9 protein-coding genes are annotated in these 17258 nt (G+C 64.9%); 5 read left to right on the top strand and 4 right to left on the bottom strand.

The features are described 5' to 3' along the window. Window positions 1-29: 29 nt before the first annotated feature. Entirely contained in the window at window positions 30-401 is a 372-nt protein-coding gene (locus tag ASD35_RS11655) for a hypothetical protein (RefSeq protein ID WP_056875112.1), read from the bottom strand. A 29-nt stretch (window positions 402-430) separates the two neighbouring features. On the opposite strand from ASD35_RS11655, the gene ASD35_RS11650 reads away from it, so the two are divergent. The 4 genes from ASD35_RS11650 to ASD35_RS11635 are packed head-to-tail and all read left to right on the top strand — an operon-like array spanning window position 431 to window position 6066. Further along, entirely contained in the window at window positions 431-1732 is a 1302-nt protein-coding gene (locus ASD35_RS11650) for a class I SAM-dependent methyltransferase (protein ID WP_082580100.1), read from the top strand. 12 nt (window positions 1733-1744) lie between these two features. Then, window positions 1745-4138 (top strand): sensor histidine kinase, encoded by a 2394-nt coding sequence (locus ASD35_RS11645; protein WP_162254449.1) that lies wholly within the window; start codon window positions 1745-1747, stop codon window positions 4136-4138. After that, window positions 4135-5232 (top strand): hypothetical protein, encoded by a 1098-nt coding sequence (locus ASD35_RS11640; protein WP_056875109.1) that lies wholly within the window; start codon window positions 4135-4137, stop codon window positions 5230-5232. Before ASD35_RS11645 ends, ASD35_RS11640 begins: the two co-directional genes overlap by 4 nt. Next, window positions 5233-6066, top strand: coding sequence for a hypothetical protein (locus ASD35_RS11635; RefSeq protein WP_056875108.1), 834 nt, complete (start codon window positions 5233-5235; stop codon window positions 6064-6066). It abuts the gene before it with no gap. Between the two features lie 582 nt (window positions 6067-6648). Here the strand turns inward: ASD35_RS11635 and ASD35_RS11630 are convergent. Genes ASD35_RS11630 through ASD35_RS11620 form a run of 3 tightly spaced genes read right to left on the bottom strand, consistent with a single transcriptional unit; the run spans window position 6649 to window position 16523 of the window. Further along, window positions 6649-9582 carry a caspase family protein gene (locus ASD35_RS11630; RefSeq protein ID WP_235538320.1) on the bottom strand — a complete coding sequence of 978 codons (2934 nt, stop codon included), beginning with the start codon at window positions 9580-9582 and terminating at the stop codon, window positions 6649-6651. 44 nt (window positions 9583-9626) lie between these two features. Then, window positions 9627-14873, bottom strand: coding sequence for a filamentous hemagglutinin N-terminal domain-containing protein (locus tag ASD35_RS11625; RefSeq protein WP_056875106.1), 5247 nt, complete (start codon window positions 14871-14873; stop codon window positions 9627-9629). A gap of 24 nt (window positions 14874-14897) precedes the next feature. After that, the gene (locus tag ASD35_RS11620; RefSeq protein WP_082580098.1) at window positions 14898-16523 is read right to left on the bottom strand and encodes a ShlB/FhaC/HecB family hemolysin secretion/activation protein; all 1626 of its coding nucleotides are present in this window, start codon (window positions 16521-16523) and stop codon (window positions 14898-14900) included. A gap of 311 nt (window positions 16524-16834) precedes the next feature. On the opposite strand from ASD35_RS11620, the gene ASD35_RS28520 reads away from it, so the two are divergent. After that, the gene (locus tag ASD35_RS28520; RefSeq protein ID WP_082580097.1) at window positions 16835-17167 is read left to right on the top strand and encodes a transposase; all 333 of its coding nucleotides are present in this window, start codon (window positions 16835-16837) and stop codon (window positions 17165-17167) included. Window positions 17168-17258: the final 91 nt, after the last annotated feature.

Here is a 17258-nt window from a genome sequence, read left to right as displayed (position 1 = left end):
CTGACACCTTCAGCGGTGGTCGTCCGCCATCAAGCCTCTTGGATCTCAAGGAAGGCCTCGATCTTGCGCCGCACTGCTGGAGAGGCGCGTTGCAACCGCTCGACCAGCCGGCTCGGCCAGGCCACGTCATCACCGGCCTGTAGGGGCAGACCTTCACCGGTGAGCAGCCAATGCACTGATACCCTCCTGCCGTCGGTTGCCTTCAGCTCAGCCAGCCGCGCCAGCTTCTCCACACTGAGTAGGGCCTCGCCATTGCGAGCCTGCCTGAGTGTGCTGGTGTTGGCGTAGCCGAGCCAGTCAGCCAGCTCGTCCAACGGCATCTGCAAGTGGTCGTCGACGAGCTCCGTCAGGCGCTGCCCGAGCGCCTGCTTGAGCTTGTTGTCGCGACGGGTCTGTGTCATATTATCGCGTCTAGATCATAATATAACGGATGAAGCCAGAGGATTTCCAGCGCTGCCAAGTTGCAACGCCTCCCGAGATCGTCGAGCTGATGTGGCGTCTCGCGCGCGCCAAGCGAAGGGAGATGGAACGGTTCCCGCGGGTGCTTGACCTGGGTGCCGGAGACGCGCGCTTTTCCCGCGCCGTTGATGCTTACGACAGCTACACCGGCATCGAGTTCGACCCCGCCAAGGCCCACTCTGTCACGCTGCCGGAGAAGGCGAAGCTCATCGAAGCCGATGCCATGGCGTGGGTGGACCAAGGGTTTTCCCTGTGCATCGGCAATCCGCCCTACATCCGATATCACGGGCTTGAGGTCAAGTGGCGCGAGAAGGCTCTTCAGACCTTGGAAGATGCGACGGGGGTGCAGCTGAAGCGCAGCGCCAACGCTTTCGTCATGTTCCTGCTGCGGGCGCTACAGCTGACCGCAGATGACGGCCTGGTCGTACAGCTCATTCCATTTGAATGGGTGACCCGGCCCAGCGCCAAGGAACTACGCGACCACATCAAGACCAACGGTTGGGCGACCACCGTCTACCGTTTCGACTGCGAGATCTTCCCGCGCGTGCTGACCACCGCGTCGATCACCATCATCGACAAGCGGCGCAAGGATCCGGTGTGGAAGTTCGGCATCATCGGCAAGGGCGGGCAAGTCCGCAGCATCGCAGAGCCGTCGGGAAGCAGCGAGGCCGTGCTCGCTTACGCCAAACGAGCGGAGGACATCTATGGCCTGCGAGGACTGAGTCCCGGAGGCCAGGACATCTTCGTGCTGACCGAAGAAGAGCGCCTGCAGTTCGCGTTGCGCAAGACCCGCGACGTCACCCCCTGCGTGACCACGCTGCGGCACCTGGGTCAGGACCTAGCGGTCTTGGATGCCGAAGCATTCAATCGGCTGTATGTCGCTGCCGGCAAACGCTGCTGGCTGATTCGCAGCGACAAGGACGTTTTGTCAGAGCCGCTGCAGGCCTATCTGAAGGCCGTGGGCAACCGATGGCGCGCCTATAGTACGTGCACTGAGCGAAGCGTCTGGTGGCGGTACAAACCGCACCCAGCGCCGGAGATGCTGTTTTCCTCCGGCTTCGTCGGCAGCGGCACCAAGGTGCTGGTCAACAAGGTCCGCGCCATCGCCGCCGGTTCTGTCTACGGCGTCATCTCGACAGGTGCGCGCTCAGTGGACAAGATAGCTGACGAACTTCGAGGGTATGACTTCGCCAAGCGCGTCGTCAGCCATTCGAACAACCTCAAGAAGGTAGAGGTGCGTCAACTGAACGCGGTGCTGGCCGAAATTGCCTAGGGAGGTGCCATGGTGAGCACGGGCGAGAAGGGGCGTAAGCCCAGTGTGAAGCGCGCCAAAGCGAGTTTCGAGATCGACGCCTCGCTGTTCGAGGAACTGGGCGAGCGGCTCGTGAGCAAGCCTGAGGTGGCGCTCGCCGAGCTGATCAAGAACTCGTACGACGCCGACGGCACGACATGCACCCTGACGCTCGGTGAGGACAGCATCATCGTGGCCGACGACGGCCACGGCATGACTGAGCAGCAGTTCCTCGGGAACTGGATGGTGGTCAGTTCGCAGAAGAAGGGCGACCAGCGGTTCTCGCGTGCCTATCGGCGCAGCATGGCTGGATCCAAGGGCGTGGGGCGGTTCTCAGCACGCTTTCTGGGCCACCAGGTGGAGCTGCGAAGTGTGGCCTTTGACGAGGATGCCGGTTCGCGCACCCTGCTGGTTGCAGTGTTCGACTGGCAGGCCATCAGCCGCAGCGTGCGGATCACCAAGGTGGTGGTTCCCTACACCGTCGAGCGGGTTGGCGACAGTGTTGCGCTCGGCACCACGCTGACGATCACGAAGTTGCGTTCGGAGGCCGACCGCATCTCAATCGCGAAGGTCAAGACCGACATCCTGCGCCTGACCGATCCGATCACCGGGTTGGAGCGACCGCCGTTTGTCACCCGGCGTCCCGCCGGGACCAAGAAGCAGCACGACCCCGGTTTTTCTGTCGTGTTCTCAGGCGAGAAGGAAGAAGGCGCGGGCGACTTCACCGAGGACCTGCAAACGCAGATCCTGGACGCTTTCGTCGGCCGCGTGCGGTTGGAGGTGACCGAAACCGGCTTGGTCACTTATGAGGTCTTCTGGCGAGGCAAGGACGATCCCATCAAGTCCGGGGACTTCAAGCTCAAAGAGCTGAGCAGCCCGTTCACCTTGACGAAGACGCGCGCCAAGAAGGGTGAAGAGCAAGACGTGCGGGGGCTCAAGACTGATCTTGAGAAGGTGCAGCAGTTGCCGCTGGCCACGGCCCTGAATACTCCGGTGTTCATCGATCTGCGCTTTTTCCCGAAGCGCGCCGGGACGTTCAAAGAGCTTGGGTTGAACGGCACCAAGGCGCAGAAGTGGATCCGCGAACACGCCAGCATTGCGGTGGTGGACAACACCTTTGCAATGAGCGCGTACGCCGGCAGTAGCGATTGGCTGGGCATCGACGCGAGCAAGGCTACCAACGAACGCAATTGGCAGTCCGTGTTCACGCCGGTGTTCTTTCCGATGAGCCCGGAGCAGAAGAAGGACACGCAGCTCAACCCCATGCTGGCGTTGCCCCGTGGCCCTCAGCTCATTGGCCGGATCCACATTGCGACGCGCAAGTTGTCTGCATCGACGGTGGACGAAAGCGACGATTGGCTGCAGGCCAACATGGACCGGGAGTCGCTTCGCGACAACGGCGCCTTCCGCCTGCTCTGGCATCTCAGCCGCTTTTGCGCCGAGACAATCGCCCACTTCGACCGCGAACACCGACTGGCCGAGGAGCGCCAGAAGAAGGCCACCGAGCGCAAGGAGGCGAAATCAGCCCTTGCCCACGCTATCGCGGAGATCCGGTCCTCGAGCCAGATCGAGCCGGATCACCGCAATCGCATCGTTGGGCAACTGGAGCTGGCGCAGGACCGCATCGAGGCCACTGAACAGTACGACCGCGAAGCCCGTGCGTCGCTGGAGCTGATGTCCATGATGGGGGTCATGGCCGGGTTCCTGACGCACGAGTTTGAGAAAGCCGTGGGCTCGCTGACCAATGCAGCGGACATTGTTCGCAAGCTGGCCAAGCTGGACCCAGGCTTGGCAGGATCCGCGGAACGGCTCACTGAAATTGAGCGGAATCTTGCCCACTACATGGACTACATGCGCATGTTCGTCGACAAGGCCCGCGATCCTGTGCCGCAAGACTTCAAGGCTGCCGCGCAGATCCGCCGGGTCGTGCAGACGCTGCAGCCTGTGGCTGAAGCGCATGGCGTTGACATCACCGTGGACGTTGATCGGGCTCTTAAGGCACCGAGCATGCCCATCGCGGCCTACCACGGCATCGTCGCCAACCTGCTCTCCAACGCGCTCAAGGCGCTCGTTCCCAAGCGCTCCAGCGAGCAGCGCCATGTTCGCATCTACGCGACCAACGATCAGAACCGTCACGTGCTTGTGTGCTTGGACAACGGCATCGGCATCCCGGACTATTTGCGCGATCGCATCTGGGATCCGCTGTACACAACGACCGCCAACGGCGATGAGCAGAACCCGCTGGGCTCAGGTTTGGGGCTTGGACTCAATGTCGTGCATAACGTCGTCCGCAAGCTGCATGGAACCATCAAGCTGATGGACCCAACGCCGCCGGGCTTCTCCACCGGCTTTCGCGTCACCCTTCCTTTGGACGCCACTGCAAAATGAACCTTCTTGTGATCGAGGATGAGCCTGGCTTCGTCAAGCGGCTCCAACTTGCGTTTGCCCCAGATGGGTCATCCAACAAGCTGTTGACGCCAGAAAGTGTCGGGCTGCTCAAAGACGAGATGACGGAAGGCGAGTCATTTGAGGCCCAGTTCCTCAGCAGGCTTCGCAACATCCACGAGCGCGAGAACATCGACCTAGTGCTGCTCGATACCGATCTGTCGCGGTTCAAGGGCATCCCGATTTCGCAGACGCTTTGCCGCCAAGCGCTGCAGGAAATTGGCATCCCGGTCTGTCGGTACAAAAAGAGCTACTCGTCGACGACCTCCAATCGATTGAGGGACCTCAAGCGGATCGCGCGCGAGGGCGCCAGCGCGGTGTGGACGCCGCCCGAGCTGGTGAAGCAAGAAGAGCTTGGCGATTTGGTGCCGTGGTTGCTTGCTGTCGAGCAAGGGTTTCGGCAGATTCGGGAGCGGCTGCAGTCCGACCCCTCCATCTTGGAGAAGCCGCTGGGCCCCGCCGGCGTGCTCGCTCGCGTGCTCCGCGCTCCCAAGCTCCGCGCAGATCTGCTGGGCTATACGACCCAGAACCTCTTCTTCTTTGCGGCTCCTATCAATGAGGACGACGACGACTCCTTGCCACCAGTGCAAGTGCTCGCGACGCGCCTTGGGTATTGGCTTTTCAACTACGTCCTGACGTTCCCTGGACCCATCTTGCCGACAGCGGCAGCTGCCGCGCTGTTCAACTTGGACACGCCCTCCTTCCTCAACGAGAAGGTGCAGGAGATCGTCGCGCCGGCGAGATATAGCGGCCCGTTCGACGCCGTGGACACGTACTACTGGCGCGAAGAAATGAACGATCTCTTGGACACCAGCGACGGCGATCCGCTAGGCAGCGAGCAGTTCAGCGCGCTCAAGCTCAAGCGAGTGGACGAAGAAAATCCTGCGCTGCATGCCTATTACTGCGTGCTGTCCGGAAAGCCGATCGCGCTGGCGGAAACCGCCAACCCGAGTCCCGACTGGATTCCGCCAGGCGCTGACATCACACGCATCAGCGAAGACCTGCTCGAGTCCCTCGATCCCATGTTGAGCATGTAGATGAACAACGGCAGCCGAATCCATCTCTTTTGGCAGCAGTGGGAACGCGCCCTGCGGATCATCTTTGAAACTCGGGGTGCGCAGTTGGACTTTCCGCCCATGCAGGAGAAGCAAAACGGAAAGACCCCGCACCTCCGCGTGCTTGAGCTTGCCAAGCCAATCTGCATCCTCAACGCGCCGCAGAAGGCATCCATGCAGCGACGCCTGAAACGGATGCACATCTTGATCGGTGGAAGCTTTTTTATAGAAGACCAAGGTGATCACCCTTGCCTCATCGATGCCAAGTGCAACATCACCTTGTTTCAGCCAACCGAGAACGACGACGGCACTGTGACGTTGGAGCTCGTTGACGCGCTGCATTTCGACGTGGAGGCCCATGACGCCAATGGCAAGCACAAGCGCTTCCATCCGTTCTTTCACGTGCAGCGAGGCCTATCGCATAGCGATGAGGCGGTGAGGCAAGCAATCGCTGATGCGGAGGGACGGGATCAGGCGGATTACGTTGTCGATCAGACAGCGCAAAAAACCATCGGCGTCCCGCACCTTCGCGTGCCAACGCCCCAGCTAGACATCTTTGCAGTGCTGACGATGGTCGCTGCGGATTGCTTTTGCAATGGTGGCGATGCGGAGCGAGATGAAAAGGCTCGGCAAAGAAATGCACCCCCAGCCGCGCAGACTAATGTCGAGGCGCTGTTTGCCAATCTGCTACAGCTGCTCACGAAAACATCCAACGTCGTGCGCGAGGGCCGTACCTCGGTAGCTTTACGGGATCGGGTCACCGGCGGGAGCTTGATGTCGGCCGCGCAGTGGTACCCGGAGTGGGCCTCCGCCTGAGTTGGCGGTGCCGACCAGGCTTAGTGGGGATCGACTGGCGCGACACTCGCGAGCAGGCCTGCGAGGACTTCAAGAATGTCCGGGTGGCCTGACCGAGTCCCAAACATACTAGGTACGCACTGTTTTGCGCGGTGATCTGCACCGCCCTGCAACTGTCGCCGTCAAGGTGGGTTCGGCGGACGCTTATCTTCCATCTGCATATTCCGACGCGACCTGAGCACCTGGTCTAGCGTCTTCTGAGCACGGAATCCGGCGCCTGATGAGCACCTTGTCCGGAGGTGTCGCGCAGGGCAGCGTGTCCGGCGACTTGACACTCGGTCCAGCGCCAAATGGGGAGATGCTGACCGCCTCAGGCTGGTTGCTGCCGCTGGGCTTCATCAGTCGTGGGGCAGCAATGTGCCCAAAGCCGAAGTTCCAGATCAGGGCTGAAGGGCGGTTCCGCAGCGGTTGCCGTCCTCCGCGGCAAGTAGCCAGCCTCACGGTCTCTGCCACCAAGCCGCCATCGGCTCAGCCATCAACCGGCCAGCAGCGATGATGGCTGCCGGGGGCGCTGCCGTCATCCGGCAATGGCTATCGATTCATTCAAGGAGCATAGGTGAGTGCAGTTTCGCGTAGCACAGGGCTAGCCACTAGATTTGGTGTTTGCTTGAAATCGACGTGCACAGGTTTGCGCCGCCGTTCCTCCGCGTTGATGGCGTCCATGTTGCGCTTCACCTCAGGCAGCAATTGCTCGAAAGCCGTTTGAAGCGTCATGGCGTGAGTGCTCGGCTGCGGCCCCAGTTCACCGCGAAGCGCACGTAACAGGGCATAGGTGAAGCCGCCATGCGCTATCTTGGGGTCGGCGTGTTCGTACGAAAGCTCCGTTCCCGTAGCTGCGCTTAGTGTGGCGAAGCTGGCGGATGCGCTGCGCTTGTTGATGGCATATGGATTGCCGCTGAAGCCCACTGCGCCGGCGTGGCATGTGTCAATGATGAGCAAGCGGCGTCCGGCGAGGCGGCGCAGCGCATCGCTCAGTTCGGTGGCGCTGAGCAGCGAATTCAGATTAGGAGCTGCGCCCGGTCGTTGCACGCCTATCACGGCTTCCAGCGCCCGCACGCTGCCGTCAGCCGGTACAAAGTAGTACTCGCGCCCTGCAGTGTCGGCAACGCCGTGCGAGGCCAGGAACACTAACACCGTGTCTTCGGCGGCGGCGGCTTGCAGCGCGGCCAGCGCGCGCATGATGGCAGCCTTGGTGGGCGCTACTCCATTGTGGTGCGCCACAACTGCGCTGCGCACTTCACTGAAAAGCGCACGACCCCGTTCTTGGAGCATGGCACTGACCTCGGCAGCGTCCCTGGGCGCGTTGGGCAACGGGGGCAGGCGTATGCCACAGTCGTAAGTGTTCTTGCAGCGGGCGAAATCGTCGAAGCGTTCAACGCCGATGGCCAGCACCCATAGCCGCCCCTTCGCGGACCCGGTCAGCGCTGCGGCCAGAGGTCTCAGTGACGCAGTTTCATCTATGCCGATGGCTCTGTCCGAAACTGCCTCCACGCGAATGCGATCGAAGGGTAGGGAGCTGGGGATGGTGACGCTAAGGGTTTGCAAGTCGGCATTTTTTGCTTGCATGCGCTGCAGGCTTGGCATAACTGGAATGCCATCTGCATACACGCCGACCTCGCGCACCGCCGCGCTGCCGGAGCGCACGCTGAAGCGCACCTCTCGCCGCTCAGGCAACAACTGCTCGATGCGCACCTCCGGGGCCTTAAGGTTCGTCCATGCGGCCTCCAATACGGCGCGCGATGTTGTGGTCGGCAAGACTTCGCGCAAGGCGGCTTGCACGCGGTCTGGCCGGTAAAGCGTGCGCTCAAACTGCACGGCACGCAGGAATTCGGGCTCACGCGTATCGCCGCGGTTGCGCAGCCAGCCTAGGAACTCGTCGCCGCCGGGTGAGCTGGCGTAGCTTCCGTCGGGGCGCCACGCGATCCAGTCGCTGCCGTTGCGATGAAGGAACAGGCCCATCGCCTCGCTCCCGCTGGTCACGTCGTACCAACGCAGCGTGCCGTCACCCACGGCCGCAACGACCCAGCGACCGTTGCCACTCAGCGCAACCTGATACGCCGGTGCCGGCAGATCGTGCTCCCACAGCACGCGTCCTCGGGCATCCGCGACCAGCACCGACCATTGCGTCCCGAGCGCGGCGCGGCTCGCATCGCTAGCCCAGCTACGCACCGACTGAAAGGCCTTCAATCGCAGCGGCTGGCCGTTGACGCGCACGGGCTGTTTGTAGCCGAAGTCGTCTAGCTGTGCGTCGACCTGAATGCCGCCACTGCGGTCGGGTGGCGCCAAACCAGCTTCTTCGCCGGAGCGTGCTTCGTGGAACGCGGTTTCAGGTGGCGCGGCCAAGCGGAACATGCGGCGCTGGCCGCCAGCGGCATCCATCGGCAGCAGTAGCGTCTCAGCGTTGGCGTCCAGGCGCCAAGCATTCCAGGCGAAGCGGAAGTCACCGTTGGGTGGCAACGCCTCGGCAAGCACCTGGCCGTCGCGCCCGACACGAGCAAGGCTGGGCGCCACCGTAGACACGAGCAGTTCCCCGTTGGGCAGAGGCAGCACGTTGGTGAAGCGCTGCCGGCCCACCGGCAGGCGTTCGATGGCACCGCTGGCAAGTGTCACGCGGTACAGCGGCGTGGGGCCATCGCCGGCAAAGGCTCCGTGCATGTGCAGCCGCGTACCGTCTGCGCTCCAGTTTGGGCAACACAGCGAACGTTGCGCCGGGTCTTCGACGGTAAACCGGCGCTGCACCTGCTGTTGGCGAGGGTCGAACACGACGATCTCGGGGCGGTCCTGCAGGCCGAAGGCCAGGGCCTTGCCATCCGGAGAAAAGCGCACGCCGCCGAGTTCGCTGCCGCGGCATTGCGTGCCGCTCCCTTCGCGGGGCGGGTACTCGGCACGGAAGCTCAGGCTGCCCTCCGGGCTGTAGACCCGCAAGCATCCGTCGGCCGAGGTCGTGGCCAGCGTGCCGTCGATGGCGAAGTCCACGAAGTTGACCCGCTCGGCGTACTCACGGTCCACCCACAACTCGCGGCCTGACGGCCAGTCCAGTACGCGTAGGCCCGCGCCACCGCCCAGCCCGATAGCCAGCCGCCGGCCGTCGGTGCTGATCGCCATGGATTCGATGACGCCGTCGAAGCCGCGCATCACCTGCAGCAGCCGGCCGGTCTGCAGGTCGAAACGGTAGGCCTGCGCCCGCTTGCCGCCCGACCAGGCCAGGCCCGTCCAGCCGCCGACGATAGCCTCGCGCGCATCCGGCGTGATGGCCAGTGCACGCAGGGCACCTTCCTCGCCAGCCTCGCTGGGCACGGCGATCACGCGCATCAACGCCAGATCGCGCGCCCGCCAGACGCGCAGCGTCTTGTCCTGGCTGACCGTGACGAGCCGCTCGAAATCAGGCGTGGCGCGGATCTGGTTGATGCGCGCGCTGTGCATCGCATAGGCGACGCGGGGCTGAGGTTGGGTTGACTGGGCGTGGGCGGAGCCCACGCCCGCTAGAAGAACGGCCGCGATGAATCCGTGAAGTGTTCGCCTCAGCGAGGGCATGCCCGCGTCGATGCAGTCCCTGAGGCCCCGGGTTGCAGGTCACCACCGCCGCAAACGGAGTCGTCCAGCGTCCGCGCGATGGGGTAGCGCTTGTTGAAGACGTTGGCTGCCGAGCCGGCAGCAGCGCTCCGGCCGAAGTCGGCTAGCGCAGCTGGGCGTGAGCCTAGGGCGAGAAGTTCTTCCAGCGTGGTGGGCAGGGTGGTGATGGCGATGTCGATGGGGCGGACGCCGTCTTCGGCGGGCGGGGGCGGCAGACCGCCTGCCGCGGGCAGAGAGAAGGCATTGCCCGTCGTGCCCCCTGCGGTGCCGCCAATGACCGTGCCGAAGGCCGTGCCCGTGCTGGCTGAATTGCCGCCGCCACCATTCACGCTGCCATTGGTCTGCCCACCAAAATTGCCCAGCGAGCTGAAGCCTGCATTGCTGTTGGCACCGCTGCCGGCGCTGGCACCTCCGGTGACGGTCGATGGGTCGCCGCCGTTTAGGCCGCCGCTGGCATTGAAGCTGGCGCTTGCGGATCCGGTGGCGAGCACGAAATAGCTCAGAAGCACACGGCTGACCTGGCTTCCTACGGTGTTGTCGGTCTGTACCAGGCGGTTGTAGATCTCATAGCGCATCTGGCCCCCGCTGGGCGTCACCCAGCCGGTCTGAGGATCGGCGCCGTTGTCCGAGGGATCGTGGTACGGGTAGTCCTGTTTTGAGAACGTGGCGATCGTGCTTCTGGCATAGCCTGCTTGGTCGAGCAGATTGACGAACCCCTTCGCAACGCCTTGGTTTCTGCCGGTCAGCAGGTAGCCAACCACGGCGTTGGACCCCAGCTCCGGCCTGTCGTACTGGTCGTAGCTCTTGTACTGCGGTTCGCCTGGTGGGTCGGATCTGGGATTAGGATCGTTCTTGTCGTAGCCATCGATTTGCACGTAGTCGAAACCGCATTGCAAATAGGTTTGCCCGAATTTGCAGCCGTTGTCCTGCAGGTACTGGCCTGTGGCCTCAAGGGCTTCGGTGGAGGTGTCGTTTGCGTCCGTGTAGACCTGTACCTTCAACGAGATCCCGCTGGTGGGGTTTCCGGCGGCCGTGCGCGCGCTGGCGCCGCCAAGGTATGTGGTGAGCAAGCTGCCGGATTCCAGCTGTTGGGCCAGCGTCGCAATGCGCAGAGGGGCCGGAGCAGTGCCGACGAACGAGATGCCTTCCAGGCGGTCGGCACCCACCGTGACCTTGGCATCCGGATTGCTCGCTGGCACCAGGGTGGGGTCTTCAATCAACAACTGAGGATTCTGCGAGCTTGCACGCTTGTAGTTGGCGACGTTGTTCGCCAGCACGATCTTTGCAATTTCGCCTTGCGATGGTACGGATGCGAGATCGTTGGTGTTGTCGAACAGATAAAGGCCGCCGCGATTGCCCTCAGTGCCGGTGCCGCCCACCGTAATGGAGTACGCGGTCTTGCCCCCGCTGCCCAGGTCGAGGCCTCGCGAATAGACCGAATTGCCCAGGTAGATGCCTTCTCTGGCTGTAGCGCCGCCCTTGCTTGTGCTCAGCAGGATGATGTCTCCCTTGTTGACACCGATGGGTGCATTGCTGACCAGGAAGCGGCCCGCCGTCACCTCCAACCCCTTGCCAGTGCTGCTGCCATCGAGGTTCAGGCCGTTCAACTCCACGTCCCGACCTGCAGTGATGCTTGCGGCGCCGACCTGTGGACGCAGATCGGGTTGGTAGCCCTGAGCCAACAGCAGGTAGCCAGTGTCGGGCCCGCCGATGTCCTTGCTGAGCGTCACGTCCTGCGTCGCTCGTACTTGAAGAGCTCCACTTGCAGACACGCCGCGCTCCCACGTGAACACCTCGTCCAGCGTGACGCTCCCTGCCGTGGACTGAGCCTCAATCGTTCCACCACGGGTCTTGATCGGCCCCAGTGCAAGGAGATCGCCGACCGATTTCAGCGTCAAGTCTCCACTGGCGGACGCACCGCCTGCGCCAATGGTCAAGGTCTTGCCTGCCATGAGCGAGCCTTTACCTGCGGCGGCCAACTGCTGGCTCTTGCTGGAGATGGCGCCTGCGCTGCTGAGGCTGAAGTCGCCCAACGACGAGATGCCCGCGTTGTCGCCCAGCGTGATGTCGCCCGTTGCCTTCACCGCGACGCCGTCTGTGCCCGCGAAGACGCTGGCGCTGCCGAAGTCCACGTTTGCGGCATCTCCGCCATCGGCACCTTCAACGCGAAGGCCGCTCACGGCGGCGCCGCCCAGCGTCACGTTGCCCGGCGTCTTCACCGTGAGGCTTTGTGCGTGCGCCGTACTGCTGCTCACGGCGCCGGCTGCTGCGGCGACGGTGCCGAGGATGACCGCGCCCGAGCTGTTCACGTTCACCGAGGCCGGAGTCACGATGGCGCCGCTACGCACGGCTGTGCTGCCGGTCAGCGTCACGGCGCCGTTGCTGTCCAAGGTTGCGGTGCTGGTGTCCAGCGTTGCGCCACTGGTCACGGATGTCGTTCCCGCCACCAGCGCGCCGTTCAGCTTGAGGTCACCCTTGGCATTGGCCAGCAGCGACGCCACGCGTTGCGTCGCGCTGCCGCCGGCAAGCGCCCCGCTGACGCTGAGCCTGCCCTGGTCAGCGTTCAGCGTCACGGCGCCGAGAGTGATGAGGTTGCTGGCGCTGAGATCGCCGCCTGCGCTGGTGATGCTGATGCCGCCCGCCCCGGCAGCCACAGCGCTCGTGGCGGCTTGCGTGAAGCCGCTGGCTGCGCTGGCTGTGAAGCTGCCTGCCTTGACGTTCTGATTCAGCGCGATGGCCGAGCCGCTCGAGGAGAGGGCCACGGCGGCCTCGCTCTTGATGGAACCGTTGACAGTAAGTGCGCCAGCCGCGTCAAGCGCAGCGCCTGACTGCGCGCCCGTCACGTCCAGCCCGCCCGACCCCAAGGTTGTCGAGCTGCCGGCCTTCAATGTGGCGGCACCTGCTGATTCCAGCTTGCCCTCGCCACTGGCGAGCGCTCCCGAGGCGTCCAGCGTCAGCACACCACCGCTGCTGATGCCGCCCTTGGCCAGCGTGATGCTGGCGGCGTTGGCGATCACATCGCCGCTGCTGAACACACCGGCATCGCCGAAGTTCACGGCGCCAGCGCGCTGCCCCGTGCCCGCGCCTTCCACGCGCAGGCTGCTGACGGCGGCGCCACCCAGCGTGACATCCCCGCCAGCGCGAACCGTGAGGCCTTGAGCTTTCGTCGTGCTGTTGTTGACGGTGCCTGAAGCCGATGCAACGGCCCCCAGCGTCACCGCGCCGTTGCTGCTGGCGGCAATGGCAGCCGGCGTCACGATGGCGCCGCTGCGCAGGGCGGTGGTGCCGGTCATCGACACGGCGCCGCCGCTGCTCAGCGTCGCCGCCGTCGTGTCCAGCGTGCCGCCGCTGGTGAGCGTGGTCGTGCCAGCCACCAGCGCGCCGTTCAGCGTGAGGTTGCCCTGTGCCTTGGCCTCCAGGGACGTCAGCAGCGCCCCCGTGCTGCCCAACGCCTTGCTGACCTGCAATGTGCCGCCGTCGCTTTGCAGCTTCACGGTGCCGGTGGTGAGCACGTTGCTCAGGGCCAGCGAGTTGGCGGCCGTGATGGCAACTGCTCCGGTGCCCGTGGCGATGGCGCTGGCTTCGCTTTGCGTGACGCTGCGTCCCGCAGTGGCCGTGAAAGCCCCGTTGTTCAGGATCACGAGCCCGTCAATGCCGATGTCCCGCCCTGCCTGCAGCCTCAGCCCTCCGCCAGCGGTGCCGCCATTGGCCACCCGGCCATCGATGACGGCATCAGCCGCCACCGTGATGTCGTTGCTGGCCTGCAGCGTCACCGAGGTGCCGTTCACGAGCTGGCGGTTGACGGCAGCCGCCTTGACGGTGAAGTCGCCGCTGGCCGTCGCGGCGGGCAGGCTTTCGTTGCCGCGCGTGCCGGCGACGATGAGGTTGGTCGGGTCCAGTAGCAGATTGCCGGCGCGACCGTTGGTGGCGCCGGCGTTCACGTCGCCAGAGAAGGCCAAGCGCTCGCGTCCCGACACCTCGACCTGGCCACCATCGCCCCCATGGGCGCCGCCGCGTGCGTTGACGCGGCCGTCGAAGCGCATGTCCCCGTCGGACCACAGCGCCACGGTGCCGCCGTGGCCCGACGCGGTGGCGCCGGCATCGATGACCGCGCCGCTGGTAACCGTCACGCTGCGCGCATGGGGCAGCTCGCCTGAGCCCTGCCAGCCACCGCCCATGGCCACGTTGCCGCCACCCGAACGGCCGCTGGCATCAATGCGCCCGGTCTCGGCCAACTGCACCGTGCCCGCCGTCACCTCGACACGCCCTCCCTGCAGGCCCGACGCGTCGAGCGCCCCCGTCAGCGTCAGCCGCGTTGCGCCGTCGCCTCGCAGCGAGATGACACCGCCCGCCGACTCGAACGACGTGGCCCGGATGGTGCCGCCGATGTTGATGGCGTTATCCACCAGCCGATGAGCGGTGGCCGCGCTGATCTGCACCACGCCACCCTCGGCCACGATGCTGCCTTGCTGGTCCACGCGCGCTGCCAGGGGCACGCCGGAGCTGTCCACCAGTTGTGCCATGGCATGTGGGTCGACGACGAGGTTCACGAGACGATCGCCGTAGAGGTCGAGTGTGAAGAGGTCACCTGCCGCGAGCACGACCTTACCCAACCGTGCATTGATGAAGCCGCTGTTAGCCACCTGGTGCCCCACCAGAGCAGCCAAGCCGCCGTCGGCCACGGTGATGCGGCCGAGGTTCTCCACCTTGGCGCCCGGCTTGCCGGGTTCCGTGAAGCGCAGCTTGCCGGCCATGAAGTCGGCGTTGGACAGGTTGGCGGTCGAGGCCACGAGGCCGGCCACGTCCACCTGCGCGCCGCGGCCGAACACGATGCCGTTGGGGTTGATCAGCATCACCTGGCCGTTGGCGGTGATGCGACCAAGGATGGATGAGGCATCGTTACCAACCACGCGGTTCAGCACCCAGGCGCTGCTGTTGGGCTGGTCGAAGCGCACGGTCTCGGTGGCGCCGACGTTGAACGATCGCCAGTCGATCACGGCGCGAGCGCTGCCCTGTTGCACGGTGGTGAGGGCACCGCTGTGCGCGATGCTCGCCTGCCCGGCCTTCACCTGGCCGCCTTGCGGCGCGGCATGCGCCTGAGGGGCCAGCAGCAGGCCGGCAGGAATGAGCGCAACGGCAACGGCGCGCGCGATGCAGTGGTGGGTGAAACGGCCCGCCTGACGATTCAGCTTCATGGAGTCGCCTTTGATGTGATGTGCTCAGAAGTCGGCGCCGAGGCCGACGAAAACGCGTGCGTCACGGTTGCCTTCGCTGGCAACGTCCTTCTTCTGCGGCTTGGCGACCTCCAGGTAGCCCTTGATGCCGCTGGGGCCGTTGAAGCGCAGGCCGCCGCCGAAGCTGGCCAGCGAGGTACTGACGGCCGGTGCGCCAACCTGCAGCCGGCGCACGCGGCCGGCGTCTCCAAACGCATACCAGGTGGTGCTGAAGCTGCCGAGCCGGGCGTTGAAGCGCAGTTCCACCTTGCCGGCGTAGCCGCGTTCGCCGATGGCCTCTGATGGGTCGAAGCCGCGCAGGAACACCTCGCCGCCCAGGCCCAGTTGCTCCGCTGCGGGCATACGGTCATTGGCATGCTGGGCCGTCAGCGCCAGCAGCATCGACCAGTCGCCGCCGAGGGACTGCAGCCGCGCGGCGTAAAGGGTCAGCCGCTTGAAGTCGGGCCGCGCGCCATTCAGGCGAGGGTCGTCCGCGGGCGAGGCGCCGAGGCCGTCGATGCCGACGGAGGCTTCGAGATCCAGCAGTGAGATACCGTCCAGGTCGTCCGCATGGTCGGCCGTGAGCCCGATGCGCAGCGCGCGGATGCGGTCGCGGGAGATGTCGCCCTCGGCCGTCTGGTTGTTGTAGCCATTGAGGGCGCCACGCACTGCCAGATTGCTGCGGCGGCTGCGCAGTACCGGGTAGCTCAGGCCCGCCTGGATGTTGGTGCTTTCCGTGTCGATGTTGGGCAGCGGCGAGTCGGGCTCGGAGCGCGAGACCGATGCCGACCACAGCATCTTCAGCCCTTGGGTGCCCAGCGGCGCCTCGCCGTTGTAGGCCAGCAGGTTCAGCCGCTTGTCGCCCGAGCTCACCAAGCGCAGCGCATGGCGGTCGAAGTCGCCGGTCACGCCGCGCAGTTCGGCACTGGCCTCCAGCCGGACACGGCCCTGCGCAGGCGTCGAGCGGTTGTGCAGCAGCACGGAGAAGGCGCGCGCCGCCTGCGTGGCGACGATGACGAGCTCCGACGATCCCGGCGCCGCGCCGGCCTTCAGGTTGGCCTGGGCATTGATTCCGGCCAGTTCGTTCACGAGCAGCAGTGCGCGCTCCAGCGTGGCCAGCCGCAGCGGTCGCTCGGCCGTGACCGGGGCCAGATGCTCGGCCAGCCCTGGAGACTGGAAGCCGCTGAAGGAGACGCGGTCCACGTAGCCTTCGAGCACCTGGATGCGCAGCGTGGCCGGGCCGGTGGTGCTGATGTCCTGCGCCGGCACGATGGCCTGGGACAGGATGTAGCCCGCCTCGCGGTATCGCGCACTGATGGCCGCCGCGATGCCGAACGCTTCGGCCAGCGTCATTGTCTGGCCCACACGCCCTGCCCACAGTGGTTTCAGGTCGTCCGTGCCCAACGTGCGGTTGCCGCTGATCTGCACATCGCCCAGCGTGAAAGTCACCGTGGCAGCGCCTGCTGGAGCGTTCTCGGCGAATGTGGGCTGGGAGATGCGGACGCTGTCGCGCCGTACGGGCTCGGGCGGCCGGCGGGTGTCCTGTTCCACCCGGTCGGCCGTCTGGGCCAGCACGTGCAGGGCGGCACCAGACAGCGCTGCGGCCAAGGCCGCCGTGGTCCATGTCTTCAAAGGGTCCTCCTGTCACTGACTTGCGCGGCTTATTGCTTACTCGCGCGCCGCCGCTTCCGCACGAGGTAGCGCCGATGCAGGTTAGCGTTGAGGCTTGACAGCTGTCTTTGCTCTTAACGCCACTCTTCATCTAAGTTGACTAGGACGGTAGAACCGAAGTCACACTAGCCGCCCACTTCGGGTTCGGCGCTGACGCTTTGAAGTGGCGCTCAAGAAGGTTCGACGCAAGCGGTCAGCGAAGTCATGTTGATTCGCTGAGCTATGCCTAGGATGCTCGTATCCACCAACGACTTGATGGATACGTACGCACTATGGACCAAGCAGCGCCAAGCCGCCGGCGGCGGCGAGTTCACAGTGCCGGATTCAAGGCTCAGGCAGTGCAAGCCGCGCAGCGGCCGGGCGTTTCGATGGCCGCTGTGGCGATGGCTCACCGCATTAACGCCAGCCTGCTGCGGCGCTGGGTCCATGAGAGAGCTCAGCCGCGTGTCAACGCAGTGCCTGCCAGTGATCAGCGCATGGGCTTTGTCGCGCTACCGATGCCGGCGCCATCAGCGCCGTCTACGCCGAGCGCTGAGAGCATCCGCATTAAGGTGCGCCGCGGGCTCGACCATCGCCGCGGTGACGTGGCCAGCCGGTGCAGCTGACGCATGTGCGGCCTGGATGCGCGAGCTGCGTAGGCGTCCGCCGAACACACCTTGACGGTTGCAGCGCGGGGAGCGGTGCAGATTCCCAGCC

This window comes from Pelomonas sp. Root1444 (assembly GCF_001426885.1).
Classification (GTDB): Bacteria; Pseudomonadota; Gammaproteobacteria; order Burkholderiales; family Burkholderiaceae_C; genus Pelomonas.
The sequence above is the reverse complement of the archived record's forward strand: the minus strand, read 5'-3'. Positions and strand labels throughout refer to the sequence as shown.

Bases quoted from the DNA above. Each gene is read 5' to 3' on its own strand.
- ASD35_RS11635 (WP_056875108.1), top strand. From the start codon at position 5,233: ATGAACAACGGCAGCCGAATCCATCTCTTTTGGCAGCAGTGGGAACGC.
- ASD35_RS11655 (WP_056875112.1), bottom strand. From the start codon at position 401: ATGACACAGACCCGTCGCGACAACAAGCTCAAGCAGGCGCTCGGGCAG.
- ASD35_RS11650 (WP_082580100.1), top strand. From the start codon at position 431: ATGAAGCCAGAGGATTTCCAGCGCTGCCAAGTTGCAACGCCTCCCGAG.
- ASD35_RS11640 (WP_056875109.1), top strand. From the start codon at position 4,135: ATGAACCTTCTTGTGATCGAGGATGAGCCTGGCTTCGTCAAGCGGCTC.
- ASD35_RS28520 (WP_082580097.1), top strand. From the start codon at position 16,835: ATGGACCAAGCAGCGCCAAGCCGCCGGCGGCGGCGAGTTCACAGTGCC.
- ASD35_RS11625 (WP_056875106.1), bottom strand. From the start codon at position 14,873: ATGAAGCTGAATCGTCAGGCGGGCCGTTTCACCCACCACTGCATCGCG.